This is a genomic window from Micromonospora sp. NPDC005413, from assembly GCF_040606435.1.
Classification (GTDB): domain Bacteria; phylum Actinomycetota; class Actinomycetes; order Mycobacteriales; family Micromonosporaceae; genus Micromonospora.
Window position 1 is genome coordinate 40,117 of the sequence record NZ_JBEXEV010000023.1, and the last position, 18,155, is coordinate 58,271.

An 18,155-nucleotide genomic window follows, 5' to 3' on the forward strand; every position below is an offset into this window, starting at 1 on the left:
CGTGGGCTCGATCACCGGAACGTTCAAGGGATTCGGTGTCACCTTCTCGCACATGTTCAGGAAGGTCGTCACCACCGACTACCCGTTCAAGCCGCCGGTGTCGGCGCCGCGCTACCACGGGCGGCACATCCTGAACCGGCACCCGGACGGCCTGGAGAAGTGCATCGGCTGTGAGCTGTGCGCCTGGGCCTGCCCGGCGGACGCGATCTACGTCGAGGGTGGCGACAACACCGACGAGCAGCGCTTCTCGCCGGGTGAGCGGTACGCGAGCATTTACCAGATCAACTACGCCCGGTGCATCTTCTGTGGGCTGTGCATCGAGGCCTGCCCGACCCGATCGCTCACCATGAGCAACGAGTACGAGCTGGCCCGGGACAACCGGCAGGACCTGATCTTCACCAAGGAGCAGTTGCTCGCACCGTTGCTCGAGGGCATGGAGCAGCCGCCGCACCCGATGCGGCTGGGTGACAGCGAGAAGGACTACTACGTCGGCGCGCTGACCAACCCGGGCACCTCCGCCGGTGCGGAGACGTCCCCGATGGGCCCCGGCCGCTACCAGGTCGAGGAGCACCCCGGCGTGACGTTCCCGGGCGCCGAGCAGGCCGCCCAGCGCGTGGCGGCCGGCAAGGGAGAGGAAGCATGACCACGTCTACGGTGCTCGCCGCGGCGGGTTCGGTGCCCGGCGGTGAGGCGGTCACCTTCTGGATCCTCGCCCCGCTCGCGCTGATCGGCGCGATCGGGATGGTGGCCGCGCGCAACGCCGTGCACTCGGCGCTCTGGCTGGTGCTGACCATGCTCTGTCTGGGCGTGTTCTATGTGCTCCAGGCCGGTCCGTTCATCGGCATGGTGCAGATCATCGTCTACACCGGCGCGATCATGATGCTCTTCCTCTTCGTGCTGATGCTGGTCGGTCGGGACTCCACGGACTCGCTGATCGAGACGCTGCGCGGCCAGCGGGTCGCCGCGATCGTGCTCGGCCTGGGCTTCGCCGGCCTGGTCGGCAGCGGCCTCTACCAGGCGCTGGACAAGACCACCGCGGTCGGCCTGGAGCAGGCCAACGCGGAGGGGAACGTGCAGGGCATCGCCCGACTGCTGTTCACCAAGTACGTCTTCGCGTTCGAGCTGACCTCGGCGCTGCTGATCACCGCGGCGGTCGGTGCCATGGTGCTGGCCCATGTCGAGCGGCGTAAGCAGGACAAGATCGACCAGCCGTCGACCATGCGGGCTCGCTTCGCCCCGGGCAACTACCCCGGCCCGAAGCCGGGCCCCGGCGTCTTCGCGACCTCATCCTCGGTGGCCACCCCGGCCCGGTTGCCGGACGGCCGCCTGACCGACCGCAGCACCCCGGCGATCCTTCCGCAGCGCGAGCTGACCGCCGAGGAGACCTCGCTGAAGGGGACGGACAAATAATGGAGACGTTCTTCTCGGTCGAGCCGAACTACTACCTGGTCCTCGCCGCGGTGCTGTTCACCATCGGTGCTGCCGGCGTGCTGGTCCGGCGCAACGCGCTCGTGCTGTTCATGTGCGTGGAGCTGATGCTCAACGCGGCCAATCTGACGCTGGTCACCTTCAGCCGGATCAACGGTGACCTCAACGGTCAGATCATGGCGTTCTTCGTGATGGTGGTGGCGGCGGCCGAGGTCGTGGTCGGTCTCGCGATCATCATGTCCATCTTCCGGACGCGACGCTCGGCGAGTGTCGACGACGCCAACCTGCTCAAGTACTAAGGGGCAAGCAAGTGGAAGAGAATCTGGCGCACGCCTCAGCGGCGCCGTTCGGCGCCGTCGCTTACGCTCCGGCAGGTGGCTTGCTCGGCAGCGTCTGGCTGCTGGTGGCGATCCCGCTGGTCAGCGCCGCCATCCTGCTGCTGCTCGGTCGGCGGGCCGACCGCTGGGGGCACTGGCTGGGCGTCGCCTCCATCGGTGCCGCGTTCGTGCTCGGCCTGTCCTTCTTCTTCCAGCTTCGAGGCCTGGAGAACAAGTCGGTCGAGCTGAGCCTCTGGGACTTCATCGCGGTCGGTGATCTGCGCGTCGACTTCGGCCTGCTGTTCGACCCGCTGGCCGCGGTCTTCGTACTGCTGATCACCGGGGTGGGTTTCCTGATCCACCTGTACGCGGTGGAGTACATGGCGCACGACGCGGGCCGTCGTCGGTTCTTCGCGTACTTCAACCTGTTCGTCGCGGCGATGCTGCTGCTGGTGCTCGGCAACAACTACGTGATGCTCTACTTCGGCTGGGAGGGCGTCGGTCTGGCGTCGTACCTGCTGATCTCCTTCTGGACCGAGCGGCCGAGCGCGGCCACCGCCGGCAAGAAGGCGTTCCTGATGAACCGGGTCGGCGACGCCGGCCTGGCCATCGGCATCTTCATCATGTTCGCCACCCTGGGCACCACCCAGTACGACGAGGTGTTCAACGGCGTCGGCGCGCTGACCGGCACCACCGTGCTGGTGCTCGGCCTGCTGCTGCTGCTCGGCGCGGCCGGTAAGTCCGGTCAGTTCCCGCTGCAGGCGTGGCTGCCGGACGCGATGGAGGGCCCCACCCCGGTGTCGGCGCTCATCCACGCCGCCACCATGGTCACCGCGGGCGTCTACCTGATCGCCCGCTCCAACCCGATCTTCTCGGCGAACTCGACGCTCCAGCTCGTGGTGGTCAGCGTCGGCGCACTCACCCTGCTGATGGGCTGCATCATCGGCGCGGCCAAGGACGACATCAAGCGGGTGCTCGCCTGGTCGACGGTGAGCCAGATCGGCTACATGTTCCTCGGCGTCGGCCTCGGTGGCGGGGCGTACGCGCTGGCCATCGTGCACCTGCTGGCGCACGGCTTCTTCAAGGCCAACATGTTCCTGGGCGCCGGCTCGGTGATGCACGGGATGAAGGACCAGGTCGACATCCGCCGCTTCGGCGGGCTGTCGAAGTACATGAAGATCACCTGGCTGACGTTCATGATGGGCTGGCTGGCCATCATCGGCATGTTCCCGTTCTCCGGCTTCTTCTCGAAGGAGCCGATCATCGTGGCCGCCTTCGAGCGGACCGACTGGACGGCCTGGCTCTTCGGCGGGGCCGCGCTGCTCGGCGCCGGGCTGACCGCGTTCTACATGACCCGGCTGTTCGTGCTCACCTTCCACGGCCCGAAGCGGTGGACCGAGGACATCGAGCACCCGCACGAGTCGCCGAAGCTGATGACCATCCCGCTGATCCTGCTGGCGGTCGGCTCGGTCGGTGCCGGCTTCCTGCTCTCCACCTCCGTACCGGACTGGCTGACGGAGACCGCCGGGCTGGGTGGCGAGCACGCCGAGCACGAGGCGGTCCTCTCGCACGCCGTGATCACCACGCTGTCGCTGCTGGTGACCGTGCTCGGTGCGGGGCTGGCCTGGTTCCTGTTCCGGGCCGGTACGGCCATCGCGCCGCAGCCGGCCGGGGTGCTGGTCACCGCAGCCCGACGCAACCTCTACACCGACGCGGTGAACGAGGCGGTCTTCGAGAAGCCGGGCATCTTCCTCACCCGGGCGCTGGTGTTCCTCGACAACCGGGGCATCGACGGGCTGGTCAACGGGCTCGCCGCAGCGGTCGGCGGTGGTTCGGGTCGACTCCGGCGGTTGCAGACCGGCTTCGTCCGCTCGTACGCCACCTCGATCCTGGCCGGTGCGCTGCTGGTGATGGCGGCGTTCCTGGCGGTGCAGGCCGGGTGGTTGGCGTGATCGACCTCTTCCCGGCCGCCCCCGCCGGCGGACCAGGCATCCACGACGGAGGTAAGGCCGCATAATGTCCAACTTCCCGTTCCTCTCGGTGCTCACCGTGGCGCCGCTGGTGGGCGCCCTGGTGGTGGCCTTCCTGCCGCGCCATCGGCCGGAGCTGGCCAAGCAGGTGGCATTCGCCTGGTCACTGCTCGTGCTGGTGCTCTCGGTGGTGATGTGGGTCAGCTTCAACGCTGGCGGTGACCGGTTCCAGTTCCGCGAGTCGTACTCGTGGATCCCGAACTGGGGTGTCAGCTTCACCTTCGCCGCCGACGGCATCGCGCTGGTGATGCTGATGCTGATCGCGGTTCTGGTGCCGCTGGTGATCCTGGCCTCCTGGCACGACGCGGAGTCGTCGAAGCGGTCGGTGCCCGTCTACTTCGCACTGCTGCTGGTCCTCGAGTGCACGATGATCGGCGTCTTCGCTGCCGCCGACGTCTTCCTGTTCTACGTGTTCTTCGAGGTCATGCTCGTCCCGATGTACTTCCTGATCGGCAGCTACGGCGGCCACCAGCGGCAGTACGCGGCGGTGAAGTTCTTCCTCTACTCGCTCGTCGGCGGTCTGTTCATGCTGGCCGCCGTGATCGGCCTGTGGGTGGTCGGCGGGAAGACCTTCGACTGGCAGGCCCTGTCGCAGGTCGACATCAGCACCGGCACCGAGCGTTGGCTGTTCCTCGGCTTCTTCCTCGCGTTCGCCATCAAGGCGCCGTTCTTCCCGTTCCACACCTGGCTGCCCGACGCCGGTGGTGCGGCCCCGGCGGGCGCCGCGGCGCTGCTCGTCGGTGTGCTGGACAAGGTCGGCACGTTCGGCATCCTGCGCTACTGCCTGCCGCTGTTCCCCGAGGCGTCGAAGTGGTTCGCCCCGTGGGCACTGGCGCTGGGCGTGATCGGCATCGTCTACGCCGCGCTGCTGGCGGTCGGCCAGAACGACCTCAAGCGGCTGGTGTCGTACACCTCGATCGCGCACTTCGGCTTCATCGGGGTGGGCATCTTCGCCTTCACCACCCAGGCCGGCACCGGCGCGGTGCTCTACATGCTCAACCACGGGTTGGCCACCGGTCTGCTCTTCCTGGTGGTGGGCATGCTGATCTCCCGGCGCGGCTCGTCGCTGATCAGTGACTTCGGCGGCGCCGGCAAGCTGGTCCCGGTGCTTGCCGGGGTGCTCTTCTTCGCCGGTCTCGCCTCGCTCGCGCTGCCCGGCACGGCACCGTTCATCTCCGAGTTCCTGGTGCTGATCGGCACCTTCACGGTGAACAAGCCGGTCGCGATCATCGCCACGCTCGGCATCATCCTGGCCGCCGCGTATGTGCTGTGGATGGTGCAGCGCACCACCCAGGGCACGCTCAACCCGGCGCTGACCGAGGTCGAGGGCATGCGCCGGGACCTCAACCTGCGCGAGAAGTTCGTGGTCGCCCCGCTGATCGCACTGATCGTGCTGCTCGGCTTCTTCCCGAAGCCGGTCACTGACGTGATCAACCCGGCCGTCCAGGCGACCATGGACGACATCGGCAGGACCGACCCCGCTCCATCATCGGTGGGCACCGTCCAGGAGGCGGCAAAGTGACCGAGTTGAAACTGCCGTCGATCGACTACGCGGCGCTCGCTCCGATCCTGATCATGCTGGGCACCGCCCTGCTCGGTGTGTTGGTCGAGGCTCTCGTGCCCCGGCGCTCGCGGCACGTGGTGCAGTTGACGCTGGCGCTGTTGGCGGTGCTCGCGGCGCTGACCATGGTGGTCCTCAACGCCGACGTCCGAATCATCACCGCCGGTCAGGCCCTCGCGGTGGACGGGCCGACGCTCTTCCTCCAGGGCGCGATCCTGGTGCTGGCCGCGATGGCGCTGCTGCTGATCGGTGACCGCTCGGTCGAGCGGGGCGGGGCGTTCGTCGCCCAGGCCGCGGTGACCGCCGAGTCGGCCGACGACCGGCGACAGGCCGAGGGGCGCAACGGCCTCACCGAGGTCTATCCGCTCACCACGTTCGCGATCGGCGGCATGCTGATCTTCGTGGCGGCGAACGACCTGCTGACCATGTTCATCGCGCTGGAGGTCTTCTCCCTGCCGCTCTACCTGCTCTGCGCGCTGGCCCGTCGCCGGCGCCTGCTGAGCCAGGAGGCGGCGATGAAGTACTTCCTGCTCGGCGCGTACGCCTCCGCGTTCTTCCTGTTCGGCGTGGCCCTGATCTACGGCTTCACCGCCGGCATCCCGGGCCGTACGGCCGGCGTCGACTTCGCCACGGTCAACGCGGCGGTGAGTGAGTCGCCGGCCAGCCCGGTGCTGCTCTTCGCCGGTATGGCGCTGCTCTCCATCGGTCTGCTCTTCAAGGCCGCGGCGGCACCGTTCCACGTCTGGACCCCGGACGTCTACCAGGGTGCGCCGACCCCGGTCACCGGCTTCATGGCGGCCTGCACGAAGGTCGCCGCGTTCGGTGCTCTGCTGCGCGTCTTCCACGTCGCGTTCGCCGACGCCAGCTGGGACTTCACTCCGGTGCTCGGCGTCGTGGCCGTGCTGACCATGCTGGTTGGCGCGGTGCTCGCGGTCACCCAGACCGACATCAAGCGGCTGCTCGCGTACTCCTCGATCGCCAACGCCGGCTACCTGCTGGTCGGTGTGCTGGCGCCGAGCCGCGACGGGCTCTCCGGCACGATGTTCTACCTGGTCGCGTACGGCTTCTCGGTGCTGGCCGCGTTCGCGGTGGTGACCCTGGTGCGGGACGCCGACGGGGAGGCCACCCACCTGTCCCGCTGGGCTGGGCTGGGCCGGCGTTCGCCGTTCTTCGCCGCACTGTTCACCTTCATCCTGCTGGCCTTCGCCGGTATCCCGCTCACCAGCGGCTTCACCAGCAAGTTCGCCATCTTCGGGCCGGCGCTGGAGAGTGGCCACGCCTGGCTGGTGATCGCGGGTGTGCTGACCAGCATGGTGCTGGCGTTCCCGTACCTGCGGGTCGTGGTGATGATGTGGCTCTCCGAGCCGGGCGAGTCCACCCCGACCGTCACGGTGCCCGGTGGGCTCACCTCCGCCGCACTGATGATCGGTGTGCTGGCCACCCTGGTGCTGGGCATCGCCCCGGCGCCGCTGCTCGACCTGGCCACCGGAGCTGCCGAATTCGTGCGATGACCGAAGGATCGATCACTGGGGGTCGGCGCGTGTTCACGTGCCGGCCCCCGGTGCGTATCCCCGGCCCGGAGCAGGTCGAACGGGTGTGGCATGGTTGATAGCGTGGTGAATCCGGCTGGCGAGCGTTCAGGTGCCTCCGGCTCCGGCGGTCGTCGGGGTCGGGCGAGCACGAGTCAGTTCGGCGCGCTCGGCCTGAACCTCGCCGATCCCCGCGTCGAGGCGTCCGTGCTGGGTCTGCTGGACACTGTCGAGGTCGAGTTGCGGGCCAGTGTGGCCAGCGCCGATCCGTTCGTCACCGAGGCTGCCCGGCACCTCGTCGAGGCCGGCGGGAAGCGCTTCCGGCCACTGTTGGTGGCGCTCGGCGCCCAGTTCGGGGACCCCACCCGCGCGCAGGTGGTCCCGGCTGCCGTGGTGATGGAACTTACCCACCTCGCCACCCTCTACCACGACGACGTGATGGACGAGGCTGCCGTCCGCCGAGGCGCGCCCAGCGCGAACTCCCGCTGGACCAACTCGGTCGCCATCCTGGTCGGCGACTATCTCTTCGCCCGTGCGGCGGACATCGCCGCCGATCTGGGCCCCGAGGCGGTCCGGTTGCAGGCACGCACCTTCGCCCGGCTGGTGCACGGGCAGATCGCGGAGACCGTGGGGCCGCGTGCCGGCGACGACCAGGTGGCCCACTACCTGAACGTGATCGCTGAGAAGACCGGCTCGCTGATCGCCACGTCGGCCCGCTTCGGCGGCATGTTCGGTGGCGCCTCCGTGGAGCACGTCGAGGCCCTCGCCGGGTACGGCGAGACGATCGGCGTCGCCTTCCAGCTCTCCGACGACCTGCTGGACATCGCCTCCGAGTCGGTGCAGTCGGGCAAGACGCCCGGCACGGACCTGCGCGAGGGCGTCCCGACGCTGCCGGTGCTCTACGCTCGCGCCTCGGACGACTCCGACGCGTCCTCGGTGCGTCTGCGGGAGATCCTGGCGATCGGTCCGCTGACCGACGACGCGCTGCACGCCGAGGCGCTGGGGCTGCTCCGGGAGAGCCCGGCGCTCAAGCGGGCCCGCGAGACCGTGCGCAGCTACGCCGAGGACGCCCGCGCGCGCCTGGCCCCGCTTCCGCAGGGCCCGTCACGCCGCGCTCTCGAATCGCTCTGCGACTACATCGCCGACCGCACCAGCTGATCCACGCCCCGGCCCGCCCCAGCGGCGACGCGGGTCAACAGGCGGCTGCCGACGAGCATGAGGGCGGCGGCGAGCAGCATGGCGACCGCCGCGGTGGTCCACATCGCCGGGTAGCCGACGTGGGCAGCGAGTGGGCCGAGGGTCAGCGGGCCGAGACAGCCGCCCGCGTACACCCCGGTCTGTGTGATCGAGGTGGCGGCGGCCGGTGACTGCGGGTGGAGCCGGACCACCGCGAAGTTCATCAGGCCGGGCCAGGCCCAACCCAGGCCGAAGCCGAGCACCACGCCGATCACCAGCGGCACCGCGCCGCTCACCGCGAGCAGGCCCAGCCCGGCCGCACCGACGACCAGCATCGCGGCGATGAGGGCGACGTGACCGGTGTCGCGGCGATCGGCCAACCAGCCGGCGCCCACCCGGGCCGTCATGCAGACCGCGCTGCCCAGGGTCAGGGTGAGGCCGGCGAGGCCCGGCGACAGGCCCCGGGCCGCCGCGGAGTCCACCAGGAAGGTGCCCAGCGCGTTGGCCGCGGCGGCGGCCAACGTCGCCGCCGCGCCGATCACCACCAGCGCCGCCGTCGCCCGGCCAGCGCGCGTGGCGCCGGCCCGCCGCGCCAGACCGGGCAACTGCCGGGGTACGGCGGGCAGGGTCGTCAGCGCAGCCACGGCGGCGGCCACGAACGCCCAGCGCCAGCCGACGGTGAGCGCGATGGTGGGCACCGCCGCCCCGGCCAGCAGGGTGGAGACCGGGATGGCGGCCTGCTTGACGCCGAACGACAGCCCTTGCCGTCGGGCCGGCACGTGCTGGGCCAGCGCCGCGTTGCTGGCCAACTGGCCGAGCGCGTTCGCGGCGGCGCTGAGCGCCAGCAACCCGACCAGCACCGGGTACGACCGTGCGAGAGCGGCCACGGCCAGCATCGACCCGGCGGCCAGCACGATGCCGCAGCGGGCCACCAGGGCCGGCCCGTACCGCTCGACCAGGCGGCCGGAGGGCACCGAGGCCAGCGCGCTGACCCCGAAGTAGACGGCCACGGCCAGGCCCAGGCCGGCCGGGGAGAAGCCGAGGTCCGTGCCCATCTGCACGGCGAGACCACCGAGCAGGAAAACGGGCAGTACGCAGGCCACGGTGGTGACGACTGCGCCGGCACTCGCCCTGATCGGGCGGGGTCGGGCGATGGTCGGGTCGGGGGTGGAGTCGGTGTTGGTCATCGTCCGGCAAACCTACGCGAGACTGCCTCAGACCACTCCTGGTGACCGGCGGGGCACAAGCAGTGGATGGTGATCTGGCATCCTCGACCCGAACAGGCATTTCGCACCGGGCCTGTTTTTCATATGGTGTAAGTCCCCGGCGGCGGAGGTGGTTGTGCGCGACCCCTTGGCAGAACCTTCGGACCTGATCCGCAGCGTGTCCCGAGCGCTGCGGGTGCTGGAGTCGGTCGGTCGCGCCCCGAAAGGCCTGACCGTCAAGCAGATCGCCCGGCGGTGCGAGCTGACCGTGGCCACCACCTACCACCTGGTCCGCACACTCGCCTACGAGGGCTATGTGATCCGTCGCGAGGACGGCACGTACATCGTGGGGTTGGAGGTGGCCGACCGGTACCGGGAGCTGGTGACCGCGTTCCGGGGCCCGCCAGCGGTCGGTGAGACGCTGCGGCGGGCCGCTCTGGACACCGGCTACAGCCACTACCTCGGTCGCTTCGTCGGCGGTCAGGTGGCTCTCACGGCGGTCGCCGAGGGGCACCGCTCGCCCTACCTGGAGGACCTGGTTCCCGGCTTCGACGAGGGGGCGCACGCGACCGCCCTCGGCAAGTCGCTGCTCGCCACCCTCACCAGCGACCAGCGCTACCGCTATCTGCGGGAGTACGGCATGCGTCCGTTCACCACCTCCACGCTGACCACCACCGAGACGTTCGAGGCCGACCTTGCCGCAGGCGACCGCCGGGGGATGCAGTTGGAGATGGGGCAGTTCCGTCAGGGCGTGGCCTGCGCGGCGGTGCTCGTCGCGCCGGACAAGGACATGGAACGCCGGGTCGTGCTGGCCTGCGCGTTGCCGGCCGGCGAGATGATGACCGCCGCTCGGGTGGTGCGGGCCAAGCTGCTCACCGTGGCCCGCAGCGTCGCCGACGGCATCGCCGCCGACAACTGACCGCACCAACGCCGAGAGGCCCTCTCCCGGGCTGGGAGAGGGCCTCTCGTGGCGGTCCAGCGCCAAGACCGCCTGAGCAACGTCAGCTGCCCACCGGGGCCGCGGGGGCAACGTCAGCGACCTGCCGGCCGCGGGGGCAACGTCAGCTGCCCACCGGGCCGCCGTCCAGGCGCCAGGTGACCACCACGCCCGGCTTGGCGTAGTCGCCGTCCGGCCAGTTCGAGGCCGGGTTCTCCACCGAGGCGCCGGTGATCTCACCCGGGTGTTGCACCGCGACGAAGACCGAGCGGTTGTCGCCGGTGATGAACGGGCCGCAGGTCTCCGCGCCGAGCGGCACGGTCAGGAACTGCTTGAGGTGACCCCGCTCCGGGCCCTCCACGGCGGTGGCGAACAGGCCGTCGTTGCTGCCCAGCGCGTTGCCGTCGGTGGAGATCCACAGGTTGCCGGTGGCGTCGAAGGCGACGTTGTCCGGGCAGGAGATCGGGGAGACCCTGGTCTTGTCGTACCCGGCAAAGAAGGTCGACGGGTCGGTCGGGTCGCCGCAGACGATCGGCAGGGACCAGGTGAAGGTCTCCGAGGTGTTGTCGTTGCGATCCTCGACCAGCTCCAGGATCTGCCCGTGCTTGTTGGCGTTGCGCGGGTTGGCCTCGTCAGCGGGTGCCTTGCCGGCCTTGCCACGGTCGGTGTTGTTGGTCAGCGCCACGTACACCTTGCCGGTGAGCAGGCTCGGCTCGACGTCCTCGGGGCGGTCCATCTTGGTCGCGCCGACCTTGTCACCGGCGAGCCGGGTGAAGGTGAGCACGTCCGCGGCGGTCATCCCGTCGACGAACGACCGGTTGCCGCTGACCAGCCTGATCCAGCGACCCCGGCCGTTGAACGCGCCGTCGGTGGGGAGCTTGCCCGAGCCGTCGATCTCGGCGGCGCTGGTCTGGTCGAGCGTCGCCACGTAGAGCGTGCCGGACTCCAGCAGGGTCAGGTTGTGCTTGCGGGCAGCCCAGGAGTTGCCCTTCATGAACTTCTTGTCCGAGACGAACTTGTAGAGGTAGTCGAACCGCTCGTCGTCGCCCATGTACGCGACCACGTGGCCGTCCTTGGCCACGATCACGTTCGCGCCCTCGTGCTTGAACCGGCCCATCGCGGTGTGCTTGCGCGGGCGGCTCTCCGGGTCGAACGGGTCGATCTCGACGACCCAACCGAACCGGTGTGCCTCGTTCGGGTGCTTGGCCAGATCGAAGCGCTCGTCGGCGCGCTCCCACTTGCGGCTGCCGCTGGGGTAGCGGCTGGCGGTGCTGATGCCGTAGCGGTCCAGCTTCGGCTTCAGCTCGGCCGGGCCGGCGTCGGCGCCGACGAAGTACTGGTTGAAGTTCTCCTCGCCGGAGAGCACCGTGCCCCACGGGGTCACGCCACCGGCGCAGTTGTTCAGCGTGCCGACGACCGTACGGCCCTTGGGGTCGGCGGCGGTCTTCAGCCAGGCCGAGCCAGCCGCCGGGCCGGTCAGGTCGAACTTGGTGCTGAGCGCGGTGACCCGCCGGTTGTACGGCCGGCGGCCGTTGTCGACCGGCTTCCACTGCCCGGTGCCCGCGACCCGCTCCAACTCCACCACGGACATGCCGTGCGCCGCCATCGCGGTGCGCAACTGCTCCACGGAGAGCCCGTCCAGGCCGGGGAAGCCCGGGAACATCAGATCCTCGTTGGTGTACTCGTGGTTGACCACGAGCAGTGCCCGCCTGCCCTGCTTGTCCAGCGGCAGCACGCCCACGAAGTCGTTGTTGTAACCGAACTGCTTGGACTGCGCGGCGGCGGTCTGGTGGTGCAGGTTGAACTCCGGCGCGCCCGGCAGCACCGGGTCACCCCACTTGATCACCACGGCGTGGTCGTAGCCGTTCGGCACGACCAGGGTGTCCAGCTTGTTCGGCGGGATCGGCTTGAAGGTCAGAGCCCCGCTGCCGACACCGGTGCCGGGACGGCCGAAGCCGAAGGCCTCCGGGACGTCCGGGGTGGTCGGAGCCGCCATGGCGGGGGCCGCGCCGGCGAGCGCACCGGCTGCCGCGCCGCCGAAGCCGAGGACCAGCGCGCCGACCGCGCCCGCCCGGACCACGCCACGCCGCGAGACCTCCGCGTTGACCACATCACCGAAGTACGCGTTGTCGGAGGTGTTCGGTACCGGGTGGTCACAGGCGTTTCCGCAGCGGTACAGACAGGTCATGGCGTCACGGGTGCCATGGCGGGTGCCGTTCAACAGGGGGAGCAGCCGGGGACGGTCGCTCATGGGAGAAGCCTCCTGGTAGGTCGGTGGCACGACAGGCGGCGTACCAGCCGGACGCTAGGAGGACGTGATGAGCGCACGTCGGCCACGATGTGAACCAGGCATGAACACCTTTGCGGGTGGCAACCGGCGCGCAACCGGCCTGACCTCGGGCTGAACCGATCGGCGTGACCGCACGTATTCACGAGCGGACGCACCGCCGGACGCGCGCCGGAAGCGAGGAGACCGCCATCAGCGACCATGACGCCCAACTGCTGCGCGCGCTGCACGACGAGCACGCGGACGCGCTGTACGCCCATGCCCTGCGGCTGGTAAACGGGGACCGGCAGCGGGCCGAGGACCTGGTGCAGGAGACGCTGCTGCGCGCCTGGCGACACCCGGAGTCACTCGACCCGCGTCGCGGTTCGGTGCGGTCCTGGCTGTTCACCACCGCCCGCAACCTGGCCATCGACGCCTGGCGGCGGCGGTCCACCCGGGTCGGCGAGGTGTTCACCGACGATCTGCCCGAGCCGCCGGATGCGGTCGACGAGGCCGAGCGGGCGGTGGAGGCGTGGACCGTCGCCGAGGCGCTGAACAGGCTCAGCCCGACCCACCGGGAAGTGCTGGTCGAGTGCTTCTATCAGGGACGGTCGGTGGCCGAGGCGGCGTCCCGACTGGGCGTACCGCCAGGGACCGTGAAGTCCCGCACCCACTACGCGCTGCGGTCTCTACGGTTGGTCCTGGCTGAAATGGGGGTGACGGGATGACCCGGTGCGAGTTCGCGCACGACGATGGCGCGTACGTGCTGGGTGCCCTGGCCCCCGCCGAGCGGGCGGCCTACGAGCGGCACCTCGCCGGCTGCGCCTCCTGTCGGGAGGCGGTCGCCGAGATCGCCGTCCTGCCCGGCTTGCTCGGGCGTCTCGACCCGACGGGGTTGGAGCAGATCCTGCCGCCGCCGGCCCCACCCCGGGTGCCCGCGCTCCTGGAGGAGGCCCGCCGCCGTCGGCGACGGGAACGCTCCGCGGACCGGCGACGGTACGCGCTGACCACGCTGGCCGCCGCCGGGCTGGCCCTGATGGTCGGTGTGGGCGCAGCCGTGGTGCTGCCTCGACCCGCCGGCCCACCCGGCCCTCCCGGGGCGCAGGGCACCACCCCCGCCCCGCAGGTGTCGATGGTCGCCATGCGACCGGTGGCCGCCGCCGGGCCGGTGCACGCCGACATCGGGCTGACCGGCACCGAGTGGGGCACCGAGGTGACCATGCGCTGCGGGTACGACGCGCGGACGAGCTATGGCAAGGCATACCCGTTCCGGCTGGTGGCGCACGGCCCGAACGGCACCAGCGAACAGATCGGCTCCTGGCTCGCCGCACCCGGCGACGCCCTCCAGTTCACCGGTGTTTCGCGGTTCACCGACGCCGAGCTGGTCAGCGTCGAGCTCCAACGAGCCGACGGCACACCGATCCTCACCTACGCCGTCCCCTGATCCCACCCCAGGCCCCTGCGCGATCTTGCACTTTCTGCCCAGGCATAAGGGGCATGGCGCCTATCTCGGCGACCGAAACTGCAAGATCACGGGGGTCAGGGGGCGGGGACGGGGACCGCGGGGGTGGGGGTCTGGGTTCGGGTGCGGCGGGACTGGCGGGAGCTGCGGACGGCGTCGGCGGTGAAGACGACGAGGGCGAGCCAGACCAGCGCGAAGCCGGCGAGGCGGGCCGGAGGCATCGGCTCGTGGAAGATCAGCACGCCGCAGCCGAGCTGAAGGATCGGCGCCAGATACTGGACCATGCCGAGGCTGCTCAGCGGCAGCCGGTTCGCCGCCCCGGCGAACAGGAGCAGCGGGATCGCCGTTGCCGCACCGGCCAGCACCAACAGCGCGGTGTGCCCGGCCGAAACGTGCCCGAAGGTCGAGTCGGCTCTGCTCATCAGCCAGCCGAGGTAACCCAGCGCCGGCAGCGCCAGCACCGCCGACTCGACGAAGAGCCCCTCCGCCGGCGGCAGCCCGAGCCGCTTCTTGACCAGGCCATAGCCGGCGAAGCTGAACGCCAGCGTCAACGCCAGCCAGGGCAACCGGCCGTAGTCCACCGCGAGCACCGCGACCGCCGACGCGCCGATCCCCAGCGCCACCCACTGCGCCGGGCGTAGCCGCTCCCGCAGCACCGTCACCCCGAGCAGCACCACGACCAGCGGATTGATGAAGTAGCCGAGCGCGGTCTCCACCACCCGGTCGGAGTTGACCCCGTAGATGTAGGTGCCCCAGTTGACCGCGATCAGCGCGGAGGCGGCGACGATCCCGGCCATCGCCCAGGGGCGACGCAGCAGCGCCCGCAGGAAGCCGACGTTGCGCAGCGCGGCCAGCAGCAGGGCCACGAAGACCACCGACCAGACGATCCGGTGGGCCAGGATCTCCATCGGGCCAGCCGGTCGCAGCAGCTTGAGGTAGAGCGGAAAGAAACCCCAGAGCAGGTACGCGCCGAGGCCGTAGAGGTATCCCAGGCGGAGTGACGTCACACGTCCACCGTAAGGGGCGTACCGCCGCTTTGTTCCTTTCCGGTGACCGGGGTCACCGGTGGGCGCTGGTCGAGCTGCATCCACCGCTGCGGGACGTCCAACGGCGTGAAGCCCACCCTCGCGTACACCTGGTGTGCGTCGTTCGTGGCCAGCAGGATCCGGCGTACGCCCAGCTCGGCCAGGTGGTCGCGGACCGCGCTCACCAGCCACCCGCCCAACCCGCTGCCCCGGGCGGCGCGGTCGACGTACACGTCGCAGAGCCAGGCGAAGGTGGCACCGTCGGTGACCACCCGGGCCACCGCCACCTGGCGGTCGTCCTCGGGTCGGTAGACACCGAACGGCAGTGAGCCGGCGAACGCCCGGGCGGTGGTCTCCCGGTCCCGTCCCAGCGCCCAGTACGCGTCGGTGGACAACCAGTGGTGCACCAGGTCCAGATCGAGCCGGGCGGGGTCGGTGCTGAGCAGGTGGCCGTCGGTGCGCGTCAGCGAGAACACCCTGCGACGCTAGCGGCCGAGATGGGCACCCACGCCGGCCAATTCCCGAACTCTGGTCATTGGCCCGCCCGGGCCCCGGCCGTGGTCGGAGCCCGGGCGGGCCAGGTCGGTGCCGGCCGCTCGCCGGTCAGTCCCGGTCGAGGATGGCGCCGAGGATCCAGGTCACGATGCTCACGAAGAGGGCACCGAGCACGGCTGCCGGCCAGAAACCGTCCACCGAGAACGGCAGCCCGGCCTGGTCGGCGATCCAGCTGGTGAGCAGGAACAGCAGCCCGTTCACCACCAGCGCGATGAGACCCAGGGTCAGCAGGTAGAAGCCACAACCGACGGTCTTGATGATCGGCTGGAGAACCGCGTTGACCACGCCGAAGATCACCGCCACCAGGAGCAGCGTGGTCAGCGTCTCGCCGGTGGAGTTCGACTCCAGAGAGATGCCCGGAATGAGGAGTGTGGCCAGCCAGAAAGCCAGCGCTGTGCTGGCCAGCCGAATCAGCAGACCTTTCAGAAAACCCATGGCGGGGATCGTGCCACGGACCGCGCACCGACGTAACCCGGCAGTTGACCATCCTGACGGATCAGCCGCGCGTCGGCCGCCCGATCAGTTGCGACTCGATCGGAGTGGGGGAGAGTAGTGCCCAGCGCAGCGCCCGCCGGTTGACCACGGCCACCATGTCGTCCCGGATCCGGGTCAGCCACTCGGCCGAGCCGCCCAACCCCAGCGCAGCGCCGGCCAACGTGGCCTCGGCGACGCTCAGCGGCTGCAGCACCGCCAGGTCGGCCCGGCTCAACGCGTCCACGTCCGCTGGAGTCAGCTCGTCCCGTACGACCAGGGTGGCCCTCCACGGCGGGCCCGGCTCGGCTTCGGCCGACACCGGCCCGGCGTCGACGACCAGCAGCAACGGGCGCAGCGCGGTGCCCACCCCGTCGGCGACCGGTCGACCGGGTGGGATCAACGGGATCGTCCCGCCCGGCGCGCCCACCCCCCGGACGAACGGCTCCCAGGCGCGCGGCCGTGCGGTCTGCACCACCACCAGGGCACCGAGTGCCAAGGCGCGCAAGGCCACCAACTGGGCGCCACGCACCCCGCCGACCAGCAGCACCCGGGTGCTCTCCGGACGGAACAGCCGGACGGTGACGGCTCCGCCGCTCCGGTTCGTGCCGACCATCATTCCCGCGTCGCCCAGGGTCAGCTCCCAGTCGTCCATCGCAGGGCGGAGCTGCGCCCCGGGTGCGGTCAGCGCCAACGGCAGCGTGGCGGCCAGGCCGCCCAGGTGCGCGCCGTCGAGCCGCTGCAGCTCACCGCCCAGGCCGGTCACCAGGCGGTGCAGCGCCTCGGTGGCCGCCGCCAGCTCAGTCGCCGTCCAGGCGGCCACCCGGACGGTCAGCTCGGTCGGCACTCCGAGGGCGCCGGCGATCGGCGACGGACCCGCAGAGATCGACACTGTCGTCGCGGTCGCCGGCAGCGCGAGCAGCCGGGGCACCAGCCGCTGTCCACCCGTACCGCCCGCGGGCGGCCACTGGATCAGTCGGAAGGTGGCCTGGACCAGGGTGCCGGACCGGAGCGTCGGCCAGGACTCCCGTACCGGATGACCGTCGTGGTGGGCCAGCTCGCCCAGGACGCGCAGCGCCGCGGGTACGCCGAGAGGCCGCGCGGTCAGCGACCCCAGCCGGCGGACGATCCGGCGGACCGTGCCGGCGAGCACCCGGCGCAGATCCTCCTCAGACCAACCGTCCACCCGCAGCACCCGGACCGCCAGCACCGCCCGCTCCCGCCCGGCGAGCCGTCCGTCGGTGAGTTGCCGGTACGACGTGCCGACCGTGCCACCCGCCGCGGGCACCGGCGCCGGTGCTCCCGCGAGCAGCAGTTGGACCCGCAGCGGGGGCACGTCCGGCCCGGCCGGGGGCAGCAACGCGGACGGCGCGGGGATCGCCTGGGACGCGTCACCGAGCAGATCGCCGGGGTCGCCGAGCTCCAGTAGCGCCACCAGGCCCGTGGTGTCCTCCAGCACCGCCGCCGGCCCGCCGGTCAGCTCCGTCGACCGGATGACGGTGCCCGGAGCGACCAGGTCGAGCAGTTCGGCCGCTCCGGCCGGCCCGGCCAGCGCCCGACGACGCGTCAGGTGCCCGACGGCGGTGCCCAGCCACTCGAAGAGCCACCGGCCCCGGACCCGGACCCACGCGGCCGCCACCAGCAGCACGGCCACCAGCACGGCCGCCGCGGTGACCGGTGCGGCCCGGCCAAGCGCGGTGAGGACGAGCGCCGCTGCCACCTGCGCGGTGACCAGTTGGCCGGCCCGCACTCCCGCGCCCGCACGTCGGCCGAACGAGGCCCAGCGGCCGACGGGCGAGCGGCGAGGAACTGTGCCGTCGGCTGAGCCCAGGCTGCGGTCGGCAGAACCGGCCGACCCGCTCGGCCCGCTTGGCCCGCTCGACCTGCTCGACCTGCTCGGCCCGTTCGGCCCGTTCGGCCCGTTCGGCCCGTTCGGCCCGTTCGGCCCGTTCGGCCCGATTGCTCGCGGCAGGGCGTTCGGCCCGGACCCGACCGGGGTCGCCGGGTGCGGCCCTCCGGAGGTGATCGCCGGCACCGCGCCTCCTCGACCAGTGGGGACCGTGTCGGGCGGCCGGCCGCCCTCGGACGGCCCGTCACGCGCCGCGACGTGGCTGCGGCACATCGTAATCGACCGATGGCTGTCGTGGTTGTCCACAGGGGAGGCGCGTGGGGTAGCAGAACCGCTACCAGGCC

At 70.8% G+C, this 18,155-nt stretch carries 16 protein-coding genes; 10 read left to right on the forward strand and 6 right to left on the reverse strand.

Translation table 11 applies throughout. The features are described from left to right. Window position 1: 1 nt before the first annotated feature. From nuoI to ABZS37_RS22250, 7 genes are all read left to right on the forward strand, one after another. Window positions 2-643 carry an NADH-quinone oxidoreductase subunit NuoI gene (gene nuoI / locus ABZS37_RS22220; RefSeq protein WP_355171716.1) on the forward strand — a complete coding sequence of 214 codons (642 nt, stop codon included), beginning with the start codon at window positions 2-4 and terminating at the stop codon, window positions 641-643. Beyond that, a complete protein-coding gene (locus ABZS37_RS22225) occupies window positions 640-1,410 on the forward strand; it encodes an NADH-quinone oxidoreductase subunit J (protein ID WP_355171718.1) in 771 nt (256 codons plus the stop codon). The genes nuoI and ABZS37_RS22225 overlap by 4 nt, the downstream gene beginning before the upstream one ends. After that, complete coding sequence (gene nuoK, locus ABZS37_RS22230; RefSeq protein ID WP_355171720.1) at window positions 1,410-1,727, forward strand: NADH-quinone oxidoreductase subunit NuoK; 318 nt, start codon at window positions 1,410-1,412, stop codon at window positions 1,725-1,727. Before ABZS37_RS22225 ends, nuoK begins: the two co-directional genes overlap by 1 nt. Before the next feature lie 23 nt (window positions 1,728-1,750). Then, window positions 1,751-3,697: an NADH-quinone oxidoreductase subunit L gene (gene nuoL / locus ABZS37_RS22235; RefSeq protein WP_355171791.1), complete on the forward strand. Its 1,947-nt coding sequence runs from the start codon at window positions 1,751-1,753 to the stop codon at window positions 3,695-3,697. A gap of 64 nt (window positions 3,698-3,761) precedes the next feature. Next, the gene (locus ABZS37_RS22240) at window positions 3,762-5,297 is read left to right on the forward strand and encodes an NADH-quinone oxidoreductase subunit M (protein ID WP_354992685.1); all 1,536 of its coding nucleotides are present in this window, start codon (window positions 3,762-3,764) and stop codon (window positions 5,295-5,297) included. Then, entirely contained in the window at window positions 5,294-6,847 is a 1,554-nt protein-coding gene (gene nuoN / locus ABZS37_RS22245) for an NADH-quinone oxidoreductase subunit NuoN (protein WP_354992684.1), read from the forward strand. Before ABZS37_RS22240 ends, nuoN begins: the two co-directional genes overlap by 4 nt. A 90-nt stretch (window positions 6,848-6,937) precedes the next feature. After that, the gene (locus tag ABZS37_RS22250; RefSeq protein ID WP_355171722.1) at window positions 6,938-8,023 is read left to right on the forward strand and encodes a polyprenyl synthetase family protein; all 1,086 of its coding nucleotides are present in this window, start codon (window positions 6,938-6,940) and stop codon (window positions 8,021-8,023) included. Here ABZS37_RS22250 and ABZS37_RS22255 read toward each other — a convergent pair. Further along, on the reverse strand, window positions 7,999-9,228 hold the full coding sequence (locus tag ABZS37_RS22255; protein ID WP_355171724.1) for an MFS transporter: 1,230 nt from the start codon (window positions 9,226-9,228) through the stop codon (window positions 7,999-8,001). The two genes, ABZS37_RS22250 and ABZS37_RS22255, sit on opposite strands and share 25 nt — an antisense overlap. Before the next feature lie 154 nt (window positions 9,229-9,382). On the opposite strand from ABZS37_RS22255, the gene ABZS37_RS22260 reads away from it, so the two are divergent. Continuing rightward, window positions 9,383-10,165 (forward strand): helix-turn-helix domain-containing protein, encoded by a 783-nt coding sequence (locus tag ABZS37_RS22260; protein WP_355171726.1) that lies wholly within the window; start codon window positions 9,383-9,385, stop codon window positions 10,163-10,165. Window positions 10,166-10,307: 142 nt separating this feature from the next. Here ABZS37_RS22260 and ABZS37_RS22265 read toward each other — a convergent pair whose 3' ends face one another. Further along, window positions 10,308-12,434 carry a PhoX family phosphatase gene (locus ABZS37_RS22265; protein ID WP_355171728.1) on the reverse strand — a complete coding sequence of 709 codons (2,127 nt, stop codon included), beginning with the start codon at window positions 12,432-12,434 and terminating at the stop codon, window positions 10,308-10,310. A 227-nt stretch (window positions 12,435-12,661) separates the two neighbouring features. Between ABZS37_RS22265 and ABZS37_RS22270 the strand changes: the two genes are divergently transcribed. Together ABZS37_RS22270 and ABZS37_RS22275 are read left to right on the forward strand one after the other, a co-directional pair. After that, entirely contained in the window at window positions 12,662-13,177 is a 516-nt protein-coding gene (locus tag ABZS37_RS22270) for a sigma-70 family RNA polymerase sigma factor (protein ID WP_354993109.1), read from the forward strand. Then, window positions 13,174-13,893, forward strand: coding sequence for a zf-HC2 domain-containing protein (locus ABZS37_RS22275; protein ID WP_355171730.1), 720 nt, complete (start codon window positions 13,174-13,176; stop codon window positions 13,891-13,893). Before ABZS37_RS22270 ends, ABZS37_RS22275 begins: the two co-directional genes overlap by 4 nt. A gap of 95 nt (window positions 13,894-13,988) precedes the next feature. Here ABZS37_RS22275 and rarD read toward each other — a convergent pair whose 3' ends face one another. The 4 genes from rarD to eccE all read right to left on the reverse strand — a co-directional run bounded on the left by rarD (window position 13,989) and on the right by eccE (window position 17,712). Continuing rightward, window positions 13,989-14,918, reverse strand: coding sequence for an EamA family transporter RarD (gene rarD, locus ABZS37_RS22280; protein ID WP_355171732.1), 930 nt, complete (start codon window positions 14,916-14,918; stop codon window positions 13,989-13,991). Then, a complete protein-coding gene (locus ABZS37_RS22285; protein ID WP_355171734.1) occupies window positions 14,915-15,412 on the reverse strand; it encodes a GNAT family N-acetyltransferase in 498 nt (165 codons plus the stop codon). The genes rarD and ABZS37_RS22285 overlap by 4 nt, the downstream gene beginning before the upstream one ends. A 127-nt stretch (window positions 15,413-15,539) precedes the next feature. Beyond that, window positions 15,540-15,926, reverse strand: coding sequence for a phage holin family protein (locus tag ABZS37_RS22290; protein ID WP_355171736.1), 387 nt, complete (start codon window positions 15,924-15,926; stop codon window positions 15,540-15,542). A gap of 61 nt (window positions 15,927-15,987) precedes the next feature. Beyond that, on the reverse strand, window positions 15,988-17,712 hold the full coding sequence (eccE, locus tag ABZS37_RS22295; RefSeq protein WP_355171738.1) for a type VII secretion protein EccE: 1,725 nt from the start codon (window positions 17,710-17,712) through the stop codon (window positions 15,988-15,990). Between the last annotated feature and the right edge of the window lie 443 nt (window positions 17,713-18,155).